The sequence below is a fragment of the Streptomyces noursei ATCC 11455 genome, assembly GCF_001704275.1.
In the GTDB taxonomy this organism is placed as follows: Bacteria; Actinomycetota; Actinomycetes; order Streptomycetales; family Streptomycetaceae; genus Streptomyces; species Streptomyces noursei.
The window spans coordinates 983,597-1,005,934 of record NZ_CP011533.1 but is presented as its reverse complement, the minus strand read 5'-3'; the positions used below and the strand labels follow the sequence as shown (position 1 = coordinate 1,005,934).

The window sequence follows — 22,338 nt, the reverse complement described above, 5'->3', positions numbered from 1 at the left end:
CGTCACGACTGGCCGAGCAGGCCCGTTCGCAGCCGGCCCAGGATCCGGGCGAGCAGCCGGGAGACATGCATCTGCGACACCCCGAGCTCCTCGCCGATCTCCGACTGCGTCTTCTCGTGGACGAACCGCAGGGTGAGGATCCGGCGATCCCGCCGATCGAGCTTCCGGACCAGGGGAGTCAGCGCATGGAGGTCCTCGGCGAGCTGTAGCCGCGGGTCCTCGTCGCCGAGGGCGTCGGCCAGGCTGCGGTCCGACTCGTCCTCGGCCGGGCCGCTGGGCTGGTCCAGCGACCCCGCGGTGTAGCCGTTGCCGGCGATCAGCCCGTCGATCACCTCGTCCTCGCCCAGGCCGAGGTGCTCGGCGAGTTCGGGGACCGTGGGGTCCCGGTCCAGGCGGGCGAAGAGGCGCTCCTTCGCCTGGGCGATGTCGATCCGCAGTTCCTGCAACCGCCGCGGGACGTGGACCGCCCAGGTGGCGTCCCGGAAGAACCGCTTGATCTCGCCCACGATGTAGGGCACCGCGAACGTCGTGAACTCGACCTCGCGGGACAGGTCGAAGCGGTCGATGGCCTTGATCAGCCCGATGGTGCCGACCTGGACGATGTCCTCCATCTCGCTCGGATCGCCGCCGCGGTTGCGGAACCGGGCGGCGGCGTACCGGACGAGGGAGAGGTTCATCTCGACGAGCGTGTTGCGCACGTACTGGTACGCGTGGGTGCCCTCCTCCAGCGCCGCGAGCCGCTCGAAGAACGGCCGGGACAGCGCCTTGGCATCCTTCGGCGCCACCTTGGACGCCTCCGCGATGTACGGCAGTCCGCCGGTGCCGGAACTCACGGTCCGGTGGCCCTGTCCCTGGCGCTGGCCGTGCCGCGTTCCGGTGTGTGTGGAAACCGCCGTCGTCATGGCTGCCCTCCCATAATTTGGATCATGGTCCGGTAAGCCGCGTCTGCCCTTCGCTCGCGGAACGAAACATCAGCCCCATCTTTTCTGCCATCCCGGATCTTGACGTTGCGTCAGCAGGTGTGGCGCGGCACTACGCGCTGCTCGCTTCCGGCGATCGGATCTGGCGATCGGACGCATCGTGTCCTTGGTCTCGGGCTCGGCCCGGTCGGGGACGTCAGTGCGGAGCCCCGGTGCGCCGGTCGAGCTGTTCCAAGACGTGCGGCCAGGCGTCCCGGTGGCGGTCGCGCGCCGCCTCGTCGGCGAACCCGGCATGGCTGAGCCGCAGCGTCGTCCCGGAGCCCTCGGCGGCGAATGCGACCGTGACCACGGTCTCCGCGCCCTGGGTTCCGCCCGCGCCGGTGACCCACGTCAGCTCGACCAGTCGATCCGGTTCGAGCCGCAGGAAGCGGCCGTAGTGCGGGTGGCGGGCCCCCTCGTGCTCCGTCTCGAAGAAGAATGCCGTGTTCACCCGGCCCTCCATCAGCACCGACCCGGGGGCCGCGAACCAGCGGTCGAACTGCTCGGTCCAGGCCCGGTACAGCGCGGCCGGCGTTCCGCTCATGAGTCGTTCGACGGCGAGCTGGTGCGGCCGGGAGGAGAGATCAGGCAGGCGCATCGGTTCGTTGGACATGGAGGGAATGTAGCGCAATGGGGCAAAAGCGGCGGTTCTTTGCCGGTTCGAAGGGTGCCCGATCGGCGTCCTCGCCTTCGCTGAGCGCGCCCCTTCCGCACCGTTTCCCGGGCCGCCGCGGAATACGCCGGGAACGGGCCGGGCACGGGTACGGAAAACCGGGTCCGACGCCGGCCGGAACGTGGATTTCTACGGGGAGTTGGCGTCGACGGGGGACGGTGCGCCGGCTGCCGACATGAGCGCACTCCGGCCTTTTCGGCGGATGGCGGAAGTCGCCCGGACGGCTCGGTTAGGGTCGGACGCATGAGTGAGGAGATCGCCGCACTGGTACGTCGTCTGGCATCCGAGAGCCGGGAGGATCGCGCGGCCGCACAGGACGCACTGACCGCTCTCGGGGCCCCGGTCGTCAAACACCTGCTGCCGCTGCTGCGCAATGAAGAAACGCCGGGCAACTCGGCCGCGGAATCCTGTCTGGAAAGCCTGGGAAGCGCGGCAATCGATCCGCTCCGCGAGGTGCGTGCGGAGGGTCCCGGAAGCCTGCGGAAGGCCGCGCTGCGCATGCTGGCCACGATCGGTGGCGCCGATGCCCTCAGCGACGCGGATCGGGCGGCCGTGGAACGATTGGTGCAGATCAAACTGCCGGACGAGGAGCCGGGTGATCTGCCCGCCGACTGCTGGATCGCGGTGCCCGAGGCGGAAATCGACGATATCGTCCGGGCATTGGACCTGCACGACGCCCGACCGGTCACGACGGCCATGGGCCTGTCCGCCGCCGTCGAGCACGAGAATTCCCTCCGGCGTCCCGCGGAAGGCGGCGGGGTCACCACGGCATACCGGGTCTTCATCACCCCGGAATTCGACGGCTGGCGACTCATCTACGGTGCCGATTACCTCAACGACAACTGGGCGCAGATCGTGACACGGCTCAGCGCGCACTGCCGGGAAGCCCACTTCTACGCCATCGACGACTACAACGGCGCGCAAGTGTGGTGGGTTTCGGAGAACGGACACGACAAGCGCGGCTACCGCACCTACGGCGACCCGGAATGGATCGGGGAACCGATGGAATTCGAGCGGGACTTGATGCCGGGTGGCGACGCCTATGACGACGAGGACGGCGACGCCGAGCAGTACGCCGAGGGCGTCCGTGATCCGGAGGAGGTCGCTTCCTCGATCTCCATCCAGCCGACCGTGGTCGAGGTGCTCGACCGGGTCGGGCACGGCTGGCTCGCGGTGACCGACCCGGACGTCGGGCACGGCCGGTTCCGCGGCGCCCTGGACATCTGAGGGCGCCCCGAGACGGTGCCGCCGCCGTGGCAGAAGGCCGGCGGCGGCACCCGCGGAGCGCGTCGGCGCTGCCCGCTACAGCAGACTCGGCTGAATCTTCTTCCAGGTCGAGTCCAGATGGGCGATATGCCGGTCCATTTCGCGGACCATCGCCTGCTTCTCGGGCGTCGTCATCGCGTCCTTCCGCTTGGAGAACTCGGAATCGATCATTGCCGAGAGCTTCTTGCGCTGCTCCGCTTCGCCGAGTTGGGCGATCTTGTCCTTCTCCGCCGCGATCCAATCCGCGCTCTTGCCCTGGCGGTGATCGAGCCGGTCGCTGATCTCCTTCTGCACGTCCGCGATGGGCTTCTTGTCGAACTCCTTCTTCAGCTTCTTCTTCTCCGTATCGACCTGCTTCTTCGCCTTGACGTCTTCCGGATCGGTTCGATAGGTCGTGCTGTAGTACACCTTCGCGTCTTTAGGAGTCATCTGCCTCAGCACATTCGAACACTTCGCGTGTCCCTGGCCGTTGCCGCACGGTTCACGCTCGGTGTAGAGGGCCTTCGCGGTGTATTGCGCGCCCTCTTGGTTGGCCCGGTTCAGCCAGTCCATGAGGTGTTTCTCCGAGTGGCGCCCCGACACGTTCTTCTCGCCCACCGGAACCGAGGAATCGGCGACGTAGTGGGTTTCCCGCGCGGGCGGCGGCCCTTCGACCTCCAGCACCGCGTAGTTGCGGTCCGTGAAGTCCGGACTGTTCTGCTTCAGGCTCTCCGGCATCGGCCCGTCGTGCTTCAGCTTGTCGAGGTACTTGTTGCCACTGTTGCGGTGCCCTCGGACACCCAGTGACTCGTCGGAGTTCTTGGCGGCACTGTCCGTCGTGCCGTCCTTGGGATCCGGTTCGTTCGGGGCGCGGTACGGCTTGTCGACGTCCACCGGATTGCTGCCGACACCGTGCTGCTCGTGGAATCCCACACTGAGCCGGGTCAGGGAGGAGACGACGGCGAGTTTCTCACCGCGGTCCAGGTCCTTGAATCCGGGAAGCCGCTTCTCCAGGTCGCTCTGGGTGAATTTCTGCGGTCCCTTGCCCGCGTCGGGGTCGTTGTTCTGCGGATGGCCGGAAGAGGCCCGGAGCACTCGTGCCAAATTTCCGTCGTCCGCCCAGCCGGTCAGCCGGTCGTGGACCCGGTCCAGCGGGATGCGGTGCACGTCCCGATCATTGCGGAGCTGCGCCTGGAGCTTGTCCGGAACCTTCCCGTACTCCTTGGAGTCCTTCGTCTCCGCGTCGAGGGTGTGCTTCCCTTCCTTCTCCTGCTTGGAGGTGTCGCTCGTGCCGCGATCGCGCGGATCGGAGTAGGGCTCCTTGCCGTCGGTTTTGTTGTCGCCCTTCCCGCCGTCCGTGTTGTTCCCGTTGTCCTTCTTCGGGTCCGCCGTGGAGCCGGTCGACTGCCCGTGATCCTGATTGGAGGCGTTGCCGCCGCCGCTGTTCGTCGGCCCGGCAGGTGGCTGGCCGTCGAGATCCATCGGGGTACCGGGAGTGGGCTTGCCGTGCGGCGGCCCGGAGGTGGAATGCTCCGCCGTGCCGGAGCCGGTGTTCGTCCCCTGGGTCTGCGGTGCCTGCTGTGGCGGTGAGTGTTGCTGCGTGTGGTCGTCGTCGACGTCCATGTGGTGGTCGTCGAGGCCCAGGGCGTCCATGTGATCCGGGAGGGAACCCAGGGTCGCCTGGGGCGGCGACGGGGTGTTGGTGTGGGGGGCATTGCCAGACTGCTGGCCCGGCTGTCCCTCCCCGTCCACCTTTATTCGGGTCCGCCGATGAGAATCGGACGCGGACTCGGGGGTCGAGCTGACGGACTCACCGTCGGGCGAAGGCTGGTCGCTGGCCTTGCGCTTGAGGGCGGCGGGGTCGGCCGCCGAAGGCCGGTCGTCCTTCCCGTGGTCCGGGCTCGGCGTGTCATGCCTCGCGGTGCCGTCGCCCGTGTCGTGGGAACCGTTCGCCGCAGGGGGCGACTGGTCCGCGTGCGCAGCGTGGTCGGAGTCCGCGCCGCCGGAATCGTGGTGCGAATCGGCAGCGTCGGAGCTGTTGTTGGAGTCGGCGGTGTGGGGGTTGGTGGTGCTGTCGGTGCTGTCGGTGCTGTCGGTGCTGTCGGTGCTGTCGGTGGTGTTGGCTGTGTGGTGGGAGTCCGTGGTGTCGGAGTCGTGGTGGGAATCGGTGGCACCGGAATCGTCGGAGGCATCCGGGGCGGGATGCAGCGGCTTCCGGTCGGCGTCCAGCGGGATGTGGAAGACGTCCGTGGCGCCCTCGGTGTTGATGGGGTGGTGGCTGACCTCGCCGCTCTGGGTGTCGACCCAGACGATCTTCCCGTTGTGGTTGACGGCGTTGAACGCGTGACCGCCGCCGTCCGCCCAGTTGACCTGGACGATCGCCGCGGAGCCCGGCCCTGCCTTCAGCAACTCTTGGGCGATGGCATGGTGCCCGTCCGGGCTGGTGCCGGCGTAGGAGTGCGGCGCCCCGGCCCAGTCGATGATGTTCTCGTTGGCCTTGGACTCCGGCGACCAGTGGTCCGGGGTCCCGTCCGGCGTCTGGTCGGGGGTCCGGGCCGCGGAGACCTGGGGGTTGCCGTACCAGGTCTCCAGGAACGAACGACTGCAGTCGGCACAGTTGTTGGAACGGCCCGGCACGCTGGTGCCGCCGTCGTTCTGCAACTGGGCCCAGCCGCCCGTCGGGTCGGGGAAGCGCTGTGGGCTGCCGTCGTCATTGCGCGGGACGGCGTTCTCCAGCGCCTGCTGGTCCACGGTGTCGGGCGGCAGCAGGCCGCCGGGGGACTCCTGGATACCGGACCGGATCTCGTCGAGGCTGGGACGGTCGTCCGGTGCGGCGGTGGCGTCGGACGTGTCAGGTGCATGAGGCGCGTCCGACGTGTCAGATGGGTCGGGCGTGTGGGAGGTGTCGGGACTGTCGGTGTGCGACTGTTCCGGCTTGTGATCCGTGGACGAGTCCTCGGGAGAGGGCCCGTCGTGCTTGTCGGAAGCGTCGTCCTTGTTGTCCGGCGCTTGGCCGTCCTTGGGGTGCGACTCGCTGTCCGGCTGGTGGCCGTCCTCGGCCTTCTGGTCGTTGGAAGAGTTCGGGGCGTTCTCCGGCTTGGAGTCGTTCTCCGTTTTGGAGTCGCTCTCGGGCTTGGAGTCGCTCTCGGGCTTCGGGGTGTTCTCAGGCTTGGGGGTGTTGTCGGCCTGCGGGGTGTTGTCGGTCTTCGGGGCGTGGTTGGTCTTTTGGTCGGTGCTGGTGCTGGTGCTGGTGCTGGTGCTGGTGCTGGTGCCGGTGCCGGTGCCGGTGCCGGTGTCGTGGTTGGCGTTCGGCGACTGCGAGTCGTGGTCAGGGGTGGTGGGCGACGGCGGTGCGTCGTTGGTGTGGGGCGGTTGCTGCGCGGGCCGGGACGGACGCGGGGACGGCTGCTCGCCGTGCGGACGCTCGGTGCGCGGCGGTTGGGCGGTGCTACGCGCAGGCGTGGGCCGTGGGCGCGACGACTGGTCGGCCGCGGTGGGGTTCCGCGGGTCCCGGGTCGGCGTGCCGCGCGGGGGTGCGCCGCCGTTGCCGGCGGGGGAGGACGGAGTGGTGGACCGCGGGGGCGTCGTGGCGGAGGGGGATCCGCCCGCGGGAGTCCCGGCGGGAGCGCCCGTGGGCATGGTGCCGCCGCCCATGACGACGCCGGGCTGCGGCGATTGCTGTGCAGACGGCGGCGGTGTGCCGGCCGAGCCGGGGGTATCGCCGCCTGCATGCGACGGCTGGGCGACGCCCGGCGGCGGAGGTGCCAGGGTCGCGCTCTCCGTGTGCACGGTGACCGGGCCGTCGTTATGGGCCCGGTTGGGATCGGGCTGGTGCGGCGCACCGGACGAGGAGGGCCCGGAGTACCCGTGTCCGGACGGGGTCGTATGAGGAGCACCGCCGCCCGGTGCCACCCCACCGCCCGTCGGCATGCCGGAACGACTGCCCCCGCCGTTGCCGCTGTTGCCGTCGTCGTGCTGGGTGCCGGAGTGGTCCGGCGTCGGGGGCGGGGCGGAGGGGTGGTCCTGGGAGGGCGAGGGCGGGGGAACGTTCGCCTCTGGCCGGCTCCCGGAGTCCGGGGACGGGGAGGGGGAGGAGGGTGACGGGGCGGGAGATGGGTCAGGGGCTGGTGATGGCGCGTGCTGCGGTTGCGGGCTCGTATGGGTACCGGCGTCAGTGGTGCCGTCGTTCCCACTGGTGGGGACGTTGCCGCCAGTGTTGCCGATACCGCCAGTGTTGCCACTGCCCCCGTTGGGGTCGCTGATCCCGTTGCCGTGATGTTCCGGAGTGGGGGCAGCGGGGCTGGGGTCGGGACTGGGGCTGTCGGCGTGGGCGGGTGTCGGGGCCGCTGCTGATGCGGTACCCGGCCGGCTGTCGGAGTCCGGGCGTGGGGCGGTGTTGGTGCTGGTGTCGGTGGTGCTGTTGCTGTCGTGGGAGGTGGGTGTATCGGTGTTCGGCCGGGCGGGCGAGTCCGTGTCCGGCCGTGCCGTCGAGCCCTGGCCGTGGTCCGAGCCACGGTCTGGGCCGTGGTCCGAGCCGTGCCCCGATCCCGTGTCGGGCGAGGGAGCAGAGTCCGAGGATGACGGGGAAGAGGTCGCGGACGACGAGGCGTCAGGCGTGGGCGATGTCGCCTGTGCTTCCCGGTAACCCGCGTCGAACGGCGTCAGCTGGCTCGGCGGCGGGGCGGCGGAATGCGCCGGCCGGGGCGAGTTGCCGCCGTCCGACGAGTGACCATTGCCTCCGGCCGAGGGGGAACTTCCGCCGTCGGCCGGCGAACTCCCGCTGTCGGAAGAGGAGTTCGGTGCGGCCGAGGAGTTGTTCGTGGAGTTGGAATGGTCCGCCGCCGACGATCCCCCCGATGCGGTGGACCCGCCGCCCGCCGACGATCCGCCAGCTGACGATCCGCCCGCGGACATCCCGCCCGTGGACGATGATCCGGCACCGCCCGATGCCGATCCGCCGCCTCCGGGCGCTGAACTACCACCGTCCGATGGTGAGTTGCTGCCGCTCGACGGCGAGTGGTCGCCCCCGGGCGACGACTGGCCGCCGCCCGAAGTGTCGGATGTCGAGGACGTGTTTCCGCCCCCGCTGCCTGCGGACTCATGTCCCGAACCGCCGGCCGAGTCGCCGCCGGAGTCGTGGCCGGCGGCCGATTCCAGGCCGTTGCGGACGTGGTGGCCCGCCTTGGCGCCCGCGCCGTCGCGCAACGCCTCGGTGAACGTCTGCCCCGAGTTCTTGAGCGCGTTGACGCCTTCCTCGGCGCCCTTGTTGACGGTCCGGCCGACGTCGAATCCGCTCTGCGCGCCGAAGCTCATGTTCACGGACTGTGCGATGACGTCCGAGATCATGGCCTGGAGCGCGGAGACCGCGGGCTCCTTGGCGGTTTCCAGCGCTGCGTCGAGGACCTGCTTCGCGGCCTCCTTGATGATCTTCCGGACGATCGCCCGGGTCGCCGCGGTGGCCGCCGCGACGCCGATCTCCGACAGGCCGAACGTGAACGGCGCCGCCGCTTGGGCCGCGATGATCTCCGCCGCAAGGATCGCCAACTGGGCGATCACCGCGACTTTCATGCCGATGACGAGGCCGGCGGCGACGTCCAGCGCGACGGCGATGGTCTCTGCTGCGGTCCGGGCGTCGGCGAGGTATCCGGAGCCGGAACCTCCGTTGAACTTCTCCCAGGTGGTGTTGAAGCCGTCGATCGAGTCGCCGGAGTTCTGGGACACCACATTGCCGGCAGCGGTGACGCCGCGCTGCTGGAGCTCTTCCACGCCGGAGGCGAAGTTCCGCCAGTGCTGGGCGGATTCCCGCAATTTGTCTTCGTCTGCCGTGGGCCAGTTGAACCCCAGCATTTCGAGGACCCACTCAAGTGCGTCCGGCAGCATTAACGACACAGTGGGGATCTCCAGGCAGGCGTGAGGTCAGGAAGAGGGGTGGAGCGGAAAGAGGTGCGGAGGTGGGCGGGAAGGGCGGTGCGAGCGGGGGCACCGCGAGGGACGGAGGGTGAGGCGGTGCGAGGGGCGCCGTGAGTAAGGGACGGGAGGGGTGACGAGGGCGAGGTGCGGTGAGTCGCTAGACGTTGGGGCTCCGGAAGCGGGCGATCGCCTGGTGCTCCGTCTCGGCGTTCGCGATGTGCTGCCTCAGCATCGACTCGTTGAAGTCCTCGTCGGCCTCGTGGTTCTTGGCCATGTTGTTCAGCCCGCCGCCGATTTCTTGGAGCTTGGAGGCGAGATGGCCCATCGATTCGTACATACCATCTCGTAAGCCCTCATAGACGACACCGAACTTCTCGCCCAGGTCGTCGTCCCCCCATGGGGGCGTGTCGTCGCCCTCCAGGGAGGTCAGTGCATCCTTCAGCTTGTCGACGAGGCCCTGGTAGTCCTTGCCGATCTGGTCGAAATCGGTACCACCGGTGCGCAGTGATGCTATGTCAACTTTTAGGCCGTCTCCCACCAGAATCCCCAGGTAGTTCTCTTGTGCATGGCCGTGGGGCCGCAACGTTGGTGGAAAGTTTAAACAGTTGACCTGGTCAATTCTCAAGGATGTCTTTGCAACAGCTTTGTTGCAGGGTTCGATTCGCGCCACCCCGGTTGAGGGCTTGCACTCCCGGCATCGATGTGCTCCCGTCGGCGCCTCGCCGCCCGGTCGTGCGATCTGAACGTTCGCTGAACAATCGGCGGTCCGCGGATCCCCGACGCTCCTCCGGCCATCTCGCACACCGACCGGTGAGTACCACCAGGGAGGATCGTCCATGGCCAGCACGACCCCAGCCGGGAATGCGTCTCCAGTCGGGAACGCGTCCCTACCGGGGGACGCGTCCCCAGCGGGGAACGCGACCTCGGCGTTGAACGGGCCCGCAGCGTTGGACGGGCCCGCAGCGTTGGACGGGTCCGCAGCGGTGGACGGGCCCGCGAGGGGGGAAGCGCTCCCGTCGGGGAAGCCGAATCCACCAGGGGAAACGATCCCGGTGGCGAGCTTGCCGACCGGGCGGGCCGGCGGCGGTCGCCTGCTCCGCCGGCTCGGCGTCGCGCGCCGGACGCCGGAGCCCCGGCCGGCGTACTCCAGACCCGTGCTGCTGGCGATCCTCGTCATAGCCGGCGTGCTGTTCGCCTGGGACATCCAGCACAGCGCGTTCCACGCGTTCTACTCGGAGACCGCGCGCAGCATGTCGGAGAGCTGGCACGCCTTCCTCTTCGGCTCCTTCGACCCCGGCGGCTCGATCACCATCGACAAGCTGCCGGGTTTCCTGTGGCCGCAGGCGCTCTCCGCGCGGATCTTCGGCTTCCACCCGTGGGCGCTGACCTTGCCCCAGGTGATCGAGGGCGTGCTCAGCGTCGCCGTCCTGTACCGCGCGGTGCGTCGCTGGGCGGGCGAGAACGCCGCACTCCTGGCGGCCGCCGCCTTCGCCCTCACCCCGGCGATCGCCGGGCTGTTCCGTACCGAGGTCGAGGACCCGGCGTTCACGCTCTGTGTCCTGCTGGCCGGCGACGCCACGCTGCGTGCGGCGCGCGGGGCCCGGCTGTGCCCGTTGCTGGCCGCCGGGGTCTGGGTGGGGCTGAGTTTCCAGGCCAAGATGCTGGAGGCGTGGGCGGTGCTCCCGGCGCTCGGCCTGTTGTATGTGCTCTCGGCGCCGACGGTGCTCCGTCGACGGCTGGCGCACCTGGCGGCGGCGGGCGCGGTCTGTGTGGCGGTGTCGGCGTCGTGGGTGCTGCTGGTGACGTTCACCCCCGCCAAGGACCGCCCGTACATCGACGGTACGACCAACAACTCCGCGGTGAGCCAGGTGGTCGGCTACAACTTCCTCAACCGTTTCTCCGGCGTCAGCGTGAGTGCCAAGGACACCGGGAGCGTCGCCGTTTCCACCATGGCCGGCACCGCGCCGGCGCCGCCGACCGGACACTCCCGGCCGACCGCCGGGCAGTGGGTCAAGATGTTCGCCCCGTCGCTGGTCTCGCAGATCGGCTGGCTGTACCCGGCCGCCGCGCTCGCGGCGGTGTGCGGCGTGGTGTGGCGGCGCGGCCGGCCGCGTACGGATCCGCTGCGCGCCGGCTTCGTGCTGTGGGGGGTGTGGCTGGTCACGTACTTCCTGGTGTTCAGCGCCGGGGCGGTCGGCGGCCATACGTACTACATGGGGGTGGTGGCCGTTCCGCTGGCGGCGCTGTTCGGGGCCGGGATGGTGCAGTTCTGGCGTGCCTGGGTGCGCGGCGGCCGGGCCAGGGCGTGGGCGCTGCCGACCGTCGTAGTCACCACGGTGGCCTGGTCGGCGGTGATCGCCGAGCTGTTCCCGACCTACCTGCCGTGGCTGGCGCCGGCCGCGGTCGTCCTGGGGGCCGGCGGCCTGGGGCTGCTGGCCTGGGGCCGTCGGGGAACCCGCACCCGCACCCACGCCCACACCCGCCCGGCTTCCGGGGACGGCTCGTCCGTAGCCCCCGGCTCGCCCGCAGGCCCCGGATCGGCCTCCCGCCTCGGTACGGCGTCCGCTTCCGGCCCGGATTCCGGCTCCGGCGGTGACGCGGGCCGACGGCGGACTGCCGTGCTGGGGCTCGTCACGGCCCTGGTGGCGATGCTCCTGCCGTCCGCTGCCTGGGCGTCCTCGGTCCTCGACCCGACGTACGGGCACTCCGGCATGGGCTCGACCGGTCCGGTGGCCATCCGGCACCGCACCGCGGCCCACCACCCGGCAACCCACCGGGCCCCTTCCGCCGACCCCTCCGACGGCACAGCAGGCCGAACCGACGGCTCCAGCTCCCACGCGCCCCGACACCCCGAGACGTCCGACGGGACTGCGCACGAGACTGCCCGCAAGACTGCTCACAAGACCTCGGACGAGACGTCGCTGAGCCCCGCCCAGCGCCAGCTCCTCGCCTACACCCGGGCCCACCAGGACGGCGCCACCTACCTGTTCGCCACCACCAGTTGGCGGGTCGCCTCGCCCTACATCCTCCGCGCCGGTGCCGCGGTGCTCCCCATGGGCGGCTTCACCGGCACCGCGCCGTCACCCACCGCGTCCGGATTCCGCGACCTCGTCGCCACCGGCCAGCTGCGCTACGTCGTGCTCGGCGGTCCGGCGACGACGCCCGGCCGTGCCATCGGCCCGTGGGTGCGTGCCCACTGCGAACGCGTGCCGGGCCAGGCGTACCAGGTCTATCGCTGTACCCCGGAGTCCGCCGCGGCCGACCGGTCCGGGTCCGAAACGCCAACGCCAACTCCAACTCCAACTCCGTGAGTACCGTCCGTTGCCCAGCCCAGCCCAGCCCAGCCCAGCCCAGCCCCACCCCGTTCCGGGTCAGGGTTGCGTCAACGTCGGCGCAGCGCAGCGCGGTTCCCGGCGGTGGGCGGTGACGATGCTCGCAGGACTCAAAGGAGGAGTTCGCGCGCCGGCCGGTGACAACCGCGGGGAGACGCTCCACGCGGTGCCGTCCGGCGCGCCGTGGTACTGAAGGGACGTACGCCATGGGGTGGGGCAGCGAGGGGGCCGCGGCGGATCGGCCGCGGCCCGGCAGGCTCAAGGTCTTTCTCGGGGCCGCCCCCGGTGTGGGCAAGACCTACCGGATGCTGGACGAGGGCCGGCGCCGGACCGCGCGGGGCACGGACGTGGCGGTGGCGTACGCCGAGTGCCACGGCCGCCCGGCCACCGAGGCGATGCTCGACGGGCTGGCCCTGCTGCCGCGCGCGATCCGCAACCATCGCGGCACCGAGTTCGGCGAACTCGACCTGGACCTGGTGCTGGAACGGCGCCCCGAGGTGGTGCTCATCGACGAACTCGCCCACACCAACGCGCCGGGCTGCCGGCACACCAAGCGCTGGCAGGACGTCGAGGAACTGCTCGGCGCCGGGATCGACGTGGTGGCCACGCTCAACATCCAGCACCTGGAGTCGCTCACCGACGTCGTCGAGAAGATCACCGGGGTGCCGCAGTACGAGACCGTGCCCGACGAGGTGGTCCGCCGCGCCGATCAGATCGAACTGGTCGACCTGCCGGCCGAGGGCCTGCGGCGCCGCATGGCGCACGGCAACATCTACCCGCCCGAGAAGGTCGACGCCGCGCTGTCGCGCTACTTCCGGCTCGGCAACCTCAGCGCGCTGCGCGAGCTGGCGCTGCTCTGGGTCGCCGGCCGGGTGGACGAGGCGCTGCGCAAGTACCGGCACGAGCACCGCATCGGGCGGGTGTGGGAGACCCGCGAGCGGGTGGTGGTGGCGCTCTCCGGTGGCCCGGAAGGTACGACGCTGATCCGTCGGGCCGCCCGGATAGTCAACCTCCCCCGCGCTCTCAGCTTTGTTCGAGCAGGAGGGACCCCCATCCCCGCGGGTGACCTGCTGGCCGTGCACATCACCCGCAGCGACGGCCTGGCCGGTTCCTCGCCGGCCGCGCTGGCCGACCAGCGGCAGCTCACCGAGAGCCTGGGCGGCACCTACCACGCGGTGGTCGGGGACGACGTCCCCGCTGCCCTGCTGGACTTCGCCCGCGCCCAGAACGCCACCCAACTCGTCGTCGGTGCCAGCCGGCGCGGCCGACTGCGGCGGTTCCTGGCGCCGCGCGGCGTGGGGGAGACCGTCGTCGAACTCTCCGGCGACATCGATGTCCACACCGTCAGTCACGAATACGCCGGGCAGGGGCGCACCTGGGTCATCCCCGGCAGCGGACTGCCGCGCACCCGCCGGGTGGCCGGGCCGATCGCCGGCCTGGTGCTGCCCCTGCTGCTGACCCTCGTACTGCGCGGCGTCTCGGGCCCGTTGTCGCTCAACCTCACCAGTGAGGCGCTGCTCTTCCTGCTGACGGTGCTGGGGGTGGCCTGTATCGGCGGAGTGGTGTCCGCGCTGCTCGCCTCGGTCACCACCTCGCTGCTGCTCAACTACTACTTCATCCCGCCGGTCGGCCAGTTCACCTTCGCCGAGGCCAATATCGTCGTCGCCCAGGCCGCGTTCACCACCGTCGCGGTCACCGTCGCCGCCATCGTGGACCGTTCGCTGCGGTTGGGGCGGCGCGCCGCCCGGGCGACCGCGGAGGCCGAGACGCTGTCCTCGTTGGCCGGCGGCATCCTGCGCGGGGACCGGGCCGTGCCGGACCTCCTGGAGCGCACCCGCGAGACCTTCGGCATGGACCGCATCGAGCTGTGCCCGCGCGACGACGCGCCGGAGCCCTGGCCGTCCATGACAGGCGGGACGGCCAGGGGATCCGCACGGGCCGTCCACACCGCGGGCACCGCCGGTGAAGTGGGGACCGACCACCGGACCGAGGTCGCGATAGGGGACGACAGTGTGCTGGTGTTGATCGGGCGCCGTCTGCCCGCCTCCGAGCACCGGGTGCTCACCGCCTTCGCCGCCCATCTGACCGCGGCCGTCGAACGCGCCCGGCTGGCCGAGGCCGCCGCCGAGGTCGAACCCGTCAAGGCGGCCAACCGGATGCGCACCGCGCTCCTGGCCGCGGTGGGTCACGACCTGCGCACACCGCTGGCCGGCAGCTGGGCGGCGATCAGCTCGCTGCGCAGTCGCGAGGTGGACTTCTCACCCGAGGACCGCGAGGAACTGCTCGCCACCGCCGAGGAGTCGCTCGCCAAGCTCAGCCGCCTGGTCGACAACCTCCTGGACATGAGCAGACTCCAGGCCGGTGCGCTGACCCTGCACCTGGAGCCGGTGGCGCTGGCCGACGTCCTGCCCGCCGCGCTCGACACCCTCCCCGGCTCGCCTCCACAGGCGCCCGGACGCGTCATGGCGCAGGCGCTGGACACCGCCCCCGACGTGCTGGCGGACCCGCCCCTGCTGGAGCGCGTGATCGCCAACCTGGTGTCCAACGCGGTGCGCCACTCGCCTGCCGGCCGCCCCGTCACGATCGGCGCCAGCGCCCTCGCCGGCCGGGTCGAAGTACGGATCACCGACCGCGGTCCCGGCATCCAACTACCCGACCGGGAGCGGGCGTTCGAGCCGTTCCAGCGCCTCGGCGACACCGACAACACCACGGGCCTCGGCCTCGGCCTCGCGCTCTCCCGCGGCCTGACGGAGGCGATGGGCGGCACCCTCACCCCGGAGGAGACCCCCGGCGGCGGCCTCACCATGGTCGTCTCCCTCCCGGCCGCCCCGGAGCCGCACCTCCCGGAATCCGAGGCGGTTCCGCCCCCGCCGGCCACCGGTGTCGCCGTCCCGCCCACGGTGGGGATGGCGGAGACGGCCGCCACGGCCACGCATGCCGTGATCGCCCGGACCGTTGGCGCCGCCGGGACCGCCGGCACGGCCGACGAGGCGTGAACCGGGCGGCGGCCCTCCTGGTCGGCCCGGCCGACCGCGCAGGTCGGGAGGGGCGCCGTGCGACTCGCACGCGAGGCGAATGGCCGAAATTCGTCGTTGACTCGATCAGGGTCGGTGGCGCGGTGCACGCGGACCACTGCTCGGCGCCCCGCCCCAACCCGGCCGACCCGCTCCGCGCTACTGTGCGCGCGTGAGTCTTTACGTCGTCGTAGGTTTTGGTCCCGCCGGGGCGGCCACCGCTCGGCTGCTGGCCGAAGCGGGCCATGCGGTCCGGGTCGTCACCACATCGGGCCGAAGCCCGGAGCCGGGCATCGAGCACCTCGCCATGGACGCCACGGACCACGAGCGACTGACCGAGGTCGCACGGGGCGCGGCGGCGATCTACGGCTGTGCCGCACCGCCCTACCCCCGCTGGGCGCGCGACTGGCCGCCGCTGGCGGCGTCGCTCCGCACGGCGGCCGAGGCGACCGGGGCCGTCCTGGTCATGCTGGGCAACCTCTACGGCTACGGCCCCGTGGCCGGACCGATGACGGAGCAGCTGCCGCTCGCGGCGACCGGCCCCAAGGGGCGGGTGCGGGCGGCCGTTTGGGAGCAGACGCGGAAACTGCACGAGCAGGGCCGGATCACGGCGGTCGAGGTGCGGGCCTCGGACTTCTTCGGGCCCGGCGTGACCGGCGGCGGTCATCTGGCCGCGCGGGTCATGCCGCGACTGCTGCGCGGCAAGCCGGTCTCCACGCTCGGGGATCCGGACGCCCCGCACAGCTGGAGCTATCTCCCCGATGTGGCCAGGGCCCTGGTGGAGGTCGCGGGCGAGGAACGCGCCTGGGGGCGGGCCTGGCACGTGCCGACGGCGCCCGCACTGTCCACCCGGGAGATGGTCGACCGCCTGGCCGCCCGGGCGGGGGTGGGGCCGGTCGCGGTGCGCGGGCTGTCGCCGGCCGTGCTCGGCATCGCGTCGCTTCTCTCCCCACTGATCCGCGAACTCAAGGAAGTCCGTTACCAGTTCGACCGTCCCTTCATCGTCGACACCCGCGCGTACGAAGCCGAGTTCGCCGTGCGCGCCACCCCGGTCGAGGCGACGGTGGACTGGTGGCGCGAGCGCCCGGCCACCACCGGCTGACCTCGGCACGCCACGACAACCCCGCGACGGCAGGGGGCGGACCCTAGGCCGCGACCGCCTCCACGATGGACGCGAAGGTGGGTGTGGGCAGGATCCGGGTGCGGCGCAGGCCGGCCCGGGAGAAGAGGTCGTCGAGCTCCTTCGGCCCGCGTTCCTTGCCCGTCACGAGCGTCATCATCGCCACGTCCAGTGCCTTGCCCGGATGGGGGGCGTTGCCGGGGGCGGGGACGGAGTCGACGACCAGGACCTTTCCGTCCGGGGCCAGGCCGTGCCGGCAGGCGGTCAGGATGCGGACGGCCGAGGCGTCGTCCCAGTCGTGCAGCACGTGCTTGAGCACATAGACGTCACCGCCGTCCGGCACGGAGGTGAAGAAGTCGCCCGGTTCGGCGCGCCAGCGGCCGGACAGCTCCGCGGTGTCCAGCACGTGGTCCTGCACGGCCGCCGCCTGGTCCAACAGCACCCCTGACAGGCCCGGGTGACGCAGCAGGACGTGGCGCAGCAACCCGCCCCGCCCGCCGCCGACGTCGACCACGGTGCCCCGCTCCGGGAACGGATAGGCGCTCGCCACCAGGTCGTCGATCGGCTCGGAGAACGCCGCCATGCCCGAGTCGAAGAGCTCCCGGGTCTTGGGGGCGCCCTGGAGGTACTCGAAGAACGGGGCGCCGAAGACCTTGGGGAAGCCCGGTGCCCCGGTGCGTATGGTCTCGTCGAGCGCCGACGACGAACGCACGAAGATCTCGTCGGTGAGCATCAGCACCGCGTCGCGCAGCGAACCCGGCACCCCGGCGCGCAGGAACTGGGCGGTCGGGGTCAGATGGAAGGCGCCGTTGTCGTCCTCGCGGAAGACCTCGCGCGAGGCGAGGTAACGCAGACAGCGGCGGAGGAAGACGGCGTCGGTGCCGGTGAGCCGGGCGAGTTCGGCGGCGGTGCGGGGGCCGCCGGCCAGATGGTCGGCCAGGTGGTGGAGGGCGGCGATCCGTAACGCCGCGGAGTACAGGTGCCCCAGCGACTGTTCGATCAGCTGGGCCGCCCCCGCGTGCGCCGCGGCACCGGTGAGGTCGGGGTGGTCGGTCGGGTTCGGGGTGTTCACCGTCAGCCTCCGGGCAGATGGGTCGGTGAGTCGGGCAGGTGCCCCTTCACTCTTGCCGCGTCCTCCCGCCTCCGGTACCGCCCAGGTGTGGATCTTCGTCTCGGCCTTCCGGCCTAGGGCTTCCCGACATGCCGGCCCAGGGTTCGCGAGGGGAACCGTGTGGTCGATCGGCGGCGGTGTCCGGGAACGGCAGGACCGCCCCCGTCAGCAACGGGGATTCGAGAATGACGCAGCGCACGGCCCTCGGCAATACTGCCAGGCGGGCCGCGGGGCGGGCCGGTACGGGCAGGCACGGCCCAGGTCAGCCGACGAACCCCCCGTCCCGCAGGATTTCGTCGATACGGGTGCGGTGCGCCAACTCCCAGGCGTCGAGGGACTCCTCGGCCTCCTCGGCCAGTTTTGCCCGGGCGGCGCCGAGGACCTCCTCCTGCCGCGCTCGGGGCACCACGACGACGCCCTCCTCGTCCGCGACTACCATGTCCCCGGCGGAAACGTCCACCCCGCCGCACCGCACATCGACGTTGAGCGGCTCAACGGCCTTCTTGCTCCCGGGGAACGGGATCACGCCGCGGGCGAAGACGGGGAACCCCATCGCGCGAACCTCCGCGAGGTCGCGGATCAGCCCGTCGGCCACGAACGCCGCGACTCCTCGGCGCTGGGCCACGGCACAGACGTTGCCACCCGCCAGCGCGTGATCCAGGTCGCCCGATTCGACGACGATGACCGAACCCGGCGCCGCGCGGTGGATGGCCGCGTGCAGCATGAGGTTGTCGCCGGGCGGGCAGCGCACCGTGAACGCCGGCCCGGCGACCCGCGGCACCGTGGACCACAGGGGCCGGATGCCGACGTCCATCACCTGCCCGCGGCCCAGGACGTCCGCGAGCGTGGTCGGCGAGATCTCCCGGAAGGCGTTCGGGGTGGCCGCGGGGGAACCGGCGTGGTCGTCGTTCATGCTCTTCCTCCGTTCGGGCGGGCGGCGGCGCACGGTAGCACCGGCACGGGCCGCGTCCGGCGCACCGCGATCCGGCTGCCGCCGAGGGCTGCTGCGGAGCCCGCCCAGCGCCTCGTTCACGGCATGGTCGAGTTCCGTGCGCAGCGGCGTGCATTCGCGGACCGGATCGGCTTTCGGGCAGGTCAGCAGGTGGGCGAGGAGGCGTTGGGCGGCCTGCAGATGAGTCATCCGGTCCTTGATCGCCGCGATCGAGGCGGCCAGTACCGCACGGCCCGATGGCCGGCCGTCGGCCGGACCGTCGCTGATCAGCGCGGCGGTGTCGGCCAGGCTGACCAGGCCGCGGTGGTGCAGCCGTTGGACGAGGGCCAGCCGGCGCAGTTCGGCGGGGCCGTAGTAGCGCACGTTCCCCCGGCGCTCGGCCGCCGGGAGGAGCCCCAGGTCGTCGTAGTAACGCAGCGTGGACACCGGCACGTTGAAACAGCGGGCGGCCTGACTGATCGAGTAGCGCTCGTCTCCCATGACCCCATGGTGCGCCCGATGTTGCGCTCAAGTCGGCTTGAGCGGGGAGTGTGGTGATCGACCACCGCGCGGCGGAGCGGCGGCGAAGCCGTGCCTGCCGGTCAGGCAGCCGTGAGCCCTGGGGCCCTGAGGTCCTGACGCCGTGAAGTTGCGAAGCGGTGAAGCGGTGAAGCCGTGAAGTCGTGAAGTCGTGAAGGGAGCGTGCCATGAGTGCCGAATGCGGCGGGGGAACGGGAGCGCAGGGAGCGGGACCGCGAGCCGATGTGCCTGATGTGCCGGTGCTGGTGGTGGGGGCCGGGCCCGTCGGGCTCTCGACGGGGATGTTCCTCGCGCACTGGGGCGTCCGGCCGTTGGTCATCGACAAGCGGCCGGACGCGATGGCCGCGGTGCCGCGGGCGAGCACCAGCCTGCGCACCCTGGAGCTGTTCCGGGCGACGGGCCTGGGCGCCGCACTGGAGCGGGAGGGCTGGGAGGGCGGCATGCCGATGCGGACCGTCTTCAAGGACAGTGGGCTGGGCGGCACGCTGCACCGCGGAGGTCTGCCGCCCCGGTACGCGAGGCTGGTGGAGAACTGTAGCCCGGTGCCTCCGCGACTCGTCCTGACGCATGATCAGGTGCAGCGGCTGGCCTGCGAGGAGCTGCGCCGGCTGGGCGGTGAAGTCCGTTTGGGCGTACGGCTGGTGGGACTCACGCCCGGTGACGACCATGTGCGCGCCCGGCTCGTCGATGTCGCCACGGGCGAGGAATCGGAGATCACCGCCGGATATCTGATCGGTGCGGACGGGGCGAAGAGCGACGTCCGCACCCGACTGGGCATCACCATGCCCGACCGTACGGTCATCGACCACCTCAACACCGCCTTCTACCGCGCCGACCTGGGGCCCGTACAGCGCGACTGGGGAACCCACGTCTGCTTCGTCCGGAACGACGCCGTGTACGCCACGCTGATGTCGAAGAACGGGCGTGACCAGTGGGCCACGCACATCCTGGACCATCCCGGCAAGCCGCCGGCCGGTCCGTCCGAGCTGACCGAGGACGCGACCCTCGCACTGCTGCGGTCCGCCATCGGCGACGCGACGATCCCGATCGAACTGCACGCGGTCAACGCCTGGGAGGCCGCCATCGGCATGGCCTCCGCCTTCCGGCAGGGCCGGGTCTTCCTGGTCGGTGACGCCGCCCATGTGCAGAGTTCGGCCGGCGGTCTCGGCATGAACACCGGCATCCAGGACGGCCACAACCTCGCCTGGAAGGTCGCCGCCGTTCTGCACGGGCACAGCGCACCCACGCTCCTGGACACCTACGAGCCCGAACGCCGGGCCGCCGCCCAGGCGTCCCTGGCCCTCTCCCGCAATCTCCTCCAGGGGTACCGGTCATTGGACGGCGATCCCAACGACCTCTACGAGAAGCTCGCCGTCGACTACCTGCGCGGAATGATGTTCTACGGATACCCGCCGCACGGCACCGTCACCGGTCCGGGCCCGGACCCCCTGGACGACACCATCCGTCCAGGCCACCGCTTCCCGCACCGCTGGCTCAACACCCCACTCCACGGCCGGATGTCGACCCTGGACCTGATCGGTTCGCGCTGGACGCTGTTCGCCGCGGTGGATCTCCCGCGCTGGCGCGCTGCGGCCGCCTCCCTGGGCCTGGAGCCGCAGCGCGTCCACGAACTCGGCGCACCGCACGCGAGCGACCTTGCCATCGGGGACGATGCCGTACTGGTGCGACCCGACGGCTTCGTGGCCTGGCGCGGTACCACAGAGGAAGCCCTACGGGCCGCGCTCCGCTAGGGCCTGACCCATCGGACAGGCCCTAGGTGCGGTAGCCGCCCCCGCGTCATGCCGCGCGGTAGGCGAGCAGCCCCATCATCCCGCTCTCGCCGTGATAGGCGTTGTGGCAGTGGATCAGCCACTGACCCGGGTTGTCCGCGTCGAAGTCGCAGGCGACCGTCGCGCCCGGCAGGACGACGACGGTGTCCTTGCGGGGACCGTTGGCTCCGAGTTGGTAGGTGTGCCCGTGGAGATGCATGGGGTGCCACATGTCGGTGGAGTTGACGAACTCCAGCCGGACCCGCTGGCCGCCTTCCACGGTGAACGGATGGGCGTCCGCGTCGTTCATGTCGAACCGCCGCCCGTTCAGCGCCCAGTCGTACTTCGCCATCCCACCGGTCAGCTTGATGCGGTGGGTGACGTCCGGCTGACGGGCCTTCAGCCGGACGCCCTCGGCGGGCCGCAAGGCGGACGCGGTCGGGATCCGGCCGTTGAGTTCCCCGGGCCGCACGGCGGCGGACGGGGCGCGGCCCGAGCCGGTCCGCACCAGGGCCAGGCCGGCGGCCCCCTTGCCCTCGGCCAGGGCGACGAGCGGGAAGACGCCGTCGCCGAGCGTGACCAGGGCGTCGTAGCGCTCACCGGGGCCGATCAGGAGGGCGTCGGCGGGCTCGTGGGTGAGGGGATAGCCGTCGGCGTGGGTGACGGTCAGCCGGTGGCCGCCGAGGGCGACGCGGAAGGCGGTGTCCCCACCGGCGTTGATGATCCGCAGCCGCAGTTTCCGGCCCGGCTTGCCCTGGTACGTGGCCGGCGCGGCCGGGACGCGGCCGTTGATCAGGTAGTGCGGGTACTTCACATCGCCGGCGTCCCCGCCCAACAGGGGGCTGGTCGCGCCCATCAGCATGAACGGGTCGTCCATGCCCGCGCCCATACCCCCTTCCGCGCCCATGTCCGTGCCGGCTTTCATGTCCATGCCCGGCATCCCCGCCATGCCCTGCATGCCGTCCATGCCGCCGTGCGCGCCCGTCTTCCCGTTCCCTCCGTGGGACGACGACCCGTGGTCCATGCCCCGTTGCAGGGCGGCGAGGGCCTGGTCCGGGGTGCCGGTGATGCCGTCGAGCCAGTCGTCGAGCACGACGACCCACTCGTCGTCGTACCGCAGCGGCTCGTGCGGGTCCTCGACGATCAGCGGGCCGTACAGGCCGCGGTCCAACTGGACGCCGACGTGCGGATGGAACCAGTACGTGCCGGGCGTCTCGGCGACGAAGCGGTAGGTGAAGGACCCGCCGGCCGCCACGGCCCGCTGGGTGACGGGCGGCACGCCGTCCATGTCGTTGCGCAGGGCGAGGCCGTGCCAGTGGACGGAGGTGCTCTGCGGCAGGCGGTTGGCGAGGTCGGCGACGAGCGTGTCGCCCGCGGTGAGCCGGATCTCCTTGCCCGGCAGCGCACCGTCGAAGCTCCAGGTCCGCACGGCCTTCCCGGCACCCAGGTCGACCGTGCCGGCGGTCGCGGTGAGCCGGACGTGGTGCTCCCGACCGGACTGGCGGCGCTTCTTCTCGGTGGCCGCCACGGCCGGCCCGGACGGGCTGAGCAGGGTCTGCGCGGGCCGGGCGGAGCCCTGGCCGTCGCCGGAGCAGGCGGTGAGCAGGCCGGCGCCTGCCGCGCCCAGGCCCGCCAGCAGAACGGAGCGTCGGTTGAGCGTGTTCATGGGGTGGTGTCCTTACGCAGATGTACCCGGCGCGGCGGCGCGCACCGTCGGGGTGCGCAGCGCGCGGG

General features: G+C 71.3%; 12 protein-coding genes and 1 pseudogene. 5 read left to right on the top strand and 8 right to left on the bottom strand.

The genetic code is table 11. The annotated features are described in order from the left end of the window. Positions 1-2: 2 nt before the first annotated feature. Positions 3-902, bottom strand: coding sequence for an RNA polymerase sigma factor SigF (locus SNOUR_RS03955; RefSeq protein WP_067343898.1), 900 nt, complete (start codon positions 900-902; stop codon positions 3-5). A 214-nt stretch (positions 903-1,116) separates the two neighbouring features. After that, positions 1,117-1,572 (bottom strand): SRPBCC family protein, encoded by a 456-nt coding sequence (locus tag SNOUR_RS03950; protein ID WP_067357662.1) that lies wholly within the window; start codon positions 1,570-1,572, stop codon positions 1,117-1,119. Between the two features lie 303 nt (positions 1,573-1,875). On the opposite strand from SNOUR_RS03950, the gene SNOUR_RS03945 reads away from it, so the two are divergent. Further along, positions 1,876-2,859 carry a HEAT repeat domain-containing protein gene (locus tag SNOUR_RS03945; protein WP_079142179.1) on the top strand — a complete coding sequence of 328 codons (984 nt, stop codon included), beginning with the start codon at positions 1,876-1,878 and terminating at the stop codon, positions 2,857-2,859. 75 nt (positions 2,860-2,934) lie between these two features. Here SNOUR_RS03945 and SNOUR_RS03940 read toward each other — a convergent pair whose 3' ends face one another. Next, positions 2,935-8,757: a toxin glutamine deamidase domain-containing protein gene (locus SNOUR_RS03940; protein WP_067343896.1), complete on the bottom strand. Its 5,823-nt coding sequence runs from the start codon at positions 8,755-8,757 to the stop codon at positions 2,935-2,937. A 187-nt stretch (positions 8,758-8,944) separates the two neighbouring features. Further along, on the bottom strand, positions 8,945-9,634 hold the full coding sequence (locus SNOUR_RS47955) for a hypothetical protein (protein ID WP_312631866.1): 690 nt from the start codon (positions 9,632-9,634) through the stop codon (positions 8,945-8,947). A gap of 205 nt (positions 9,635-9,839) precedes the next feature. On the opposite strand from SNOUR_RS47955, the gene SNOUR_RS03930 reads away from it, so the two are divergent. The 3 genes from SNOUR_RS03930 to SNOUR_RS03920 all read left to right on the top strand — a co-directional run bounded on the left by SNOUR_RS03930 (position 9,840) and on the right by SNOUR_RS03920 (position 16,235). Next, on the top strand, positions 9,840-12,098 hold the full coding sequence (locus SNOUR_RS03930; protein ID WP_312631865.1) for an ArnT family glycosyltransferase: 2,259 nt from the start codon (positions 9,840-9,842) through the stop codon (positions 12,096-12,098). Positions 12,099-12,325: 227 nt separating this feature from the next. Beyond that, positions 12,326-15,115: a sensor histidine kinase gene (locus SNOUR_RS03925; RefSeq protein WP_079142177.1), complete on the top strand. Its 2,790-nt coding sequence runs from the start codon at positions 12,326-12,328 to the stop codon at positions 15,113-15,115. A 190-nt stretch (positions 15,116-15,305) separates the two neighbouring features. Further along, entirely contained in the window at positions 15,306-16,235 is a 930-nt protein-coding gene (locus SNOUR_RS03920; protein ID WP_067343892.1) for an NAD-dependent epimerase/dehydratase family protein, read from the top strand. A gap of 43 nt (positions 16,236-16,278) precedes the next feature. On the opposite strand, the gene SNOUR_RS03915 is transcribed toward SNOUR_RS03920, so the two are convergent. The 3 genes and pseudogenes from SNOUR_RS03915 to SNOUR_RS47945 all read right to left on the bottom strand — a co-directional run. Next, positions 16,279-17,325, bottom strand: a complete 1,047-nt coding sequence (locus tag SNOUR_RS03915) for a methyltransferase (protein ID WP_079142175.1) — start codon at positions 17,323-17,325, stop codon at positions 16,279-16,281. A gap of 301 nt (positions 17,326-17,626) precedes the next feature. Next, positions 17,627-18,277, bottom strand: coding sequence for an RraA family protein (locus SNOUR_RS47950; RefSeq protein ID WP_067357653.1), 651 nt, complete (start codon positions 18,275-18,277; stop codon positions 17,627-17,629). A gap of 345 nt (positions 18,278-18,622) precedes the next feature. Beyond that, a pseudogene (locus SNOUR_RS47945) lies at positions 18,623-18,796 on the bottom strand (MerR family transcriptional regulator); the annotation flags it as partial. A gap of 206 nt (positions 18,797-19,002) precedes the next feature. On the opposite strand from SNOUR_RS47945, the gene SNOUR_RS03905 reads away from it, so the two are divergent. Then, positions 19,003-20,586, top strand: coding sequence for an FAD-dependent monooxygenase (locus SNOUR_RS03905; RefSeq protein ID WP_067343890.1), 1,584 nt, complete (start codon positions 19,003-19,005; stop codon positions 20,584-20,586). Positions 20,587-20,632: 46 nt separating this feature from the next. On the opposite strand, the gene SNOUR_RS03900 is transcribed toward SNOUR_RS03905, so the two are convergent. Continuing rightward, the gene (locus SNOUR_RS03900; protein ID WP_067343888.1) at positions 20,633-22,270 is read right to left on the bottom strand and encodes a multicopper oxidase family protein; all 1,638 of its coding nucleotides are present in this window, start codon (positions 22,268-22,270) and stop codon (positions 20,633-20,635) included. Between the last annotated feature and the right edge of the window lie 68 nt (positions 22,271-22,338).

Coding starts and splice junctions, on each gene's coding strand:
- SNOUR_RS03955 (WP_067343898.1), bottom strand. CDS start 902: ATGACGACGGCGGTTTCCACACACACCGGAACGCGGCACGGCCAGCGC.
- SNOUR_RS03950 (WP_067357662.1), bottom strand. CDS start 1,572: ATGTCCAACGAACCGATGCGCCTGCCTGATCTCTCCTCCCGGCCGCAC.
- SNOUR_RS03945 (WP_079142179.1), top strand. CDS start 1,876: ATGAGTGAGGAGATCGCCGCACTGGTACGTCGTCTGGCATCCGAGAGC.
- SNOUR_RS03940 (WP_067343896.1), bottom strand. CDS start 8,757: ATGCTGCCGGACGCACTTGAGTGGGTCCTCGAAATGCTGGGGTTCAAC.
- SNOUR_RS03925 (WP_079142177.1), top strand. CDS start 12,326: ATGGGGTGGGGCAGCGAGGGGGCCGCGGCGGATCGGCCGCGGCCCGGC.
- SNOUR_RS47950 (WP_067357653.1), bottom strand. CDS start 18,277: ATGAACGACGACCACGCCGGTTCCCCCGCGGCCACCCCGAACGCCTTC.
- SNOUR_RS03905 (WP_067343890.1), top strand. CDS start 19,003: ATGAGTGCCGAATGCGGCGGGGGAACGGGAGCGCAGGGAGCGGGACCG.
- SNOUR_RS03900 (WP_067343888.1), bottom strand. CDS start 22,270: ATGAACACGCTCAACCGACGCTCCGTTCTGCTGGCGGGCCTGGGCGCG.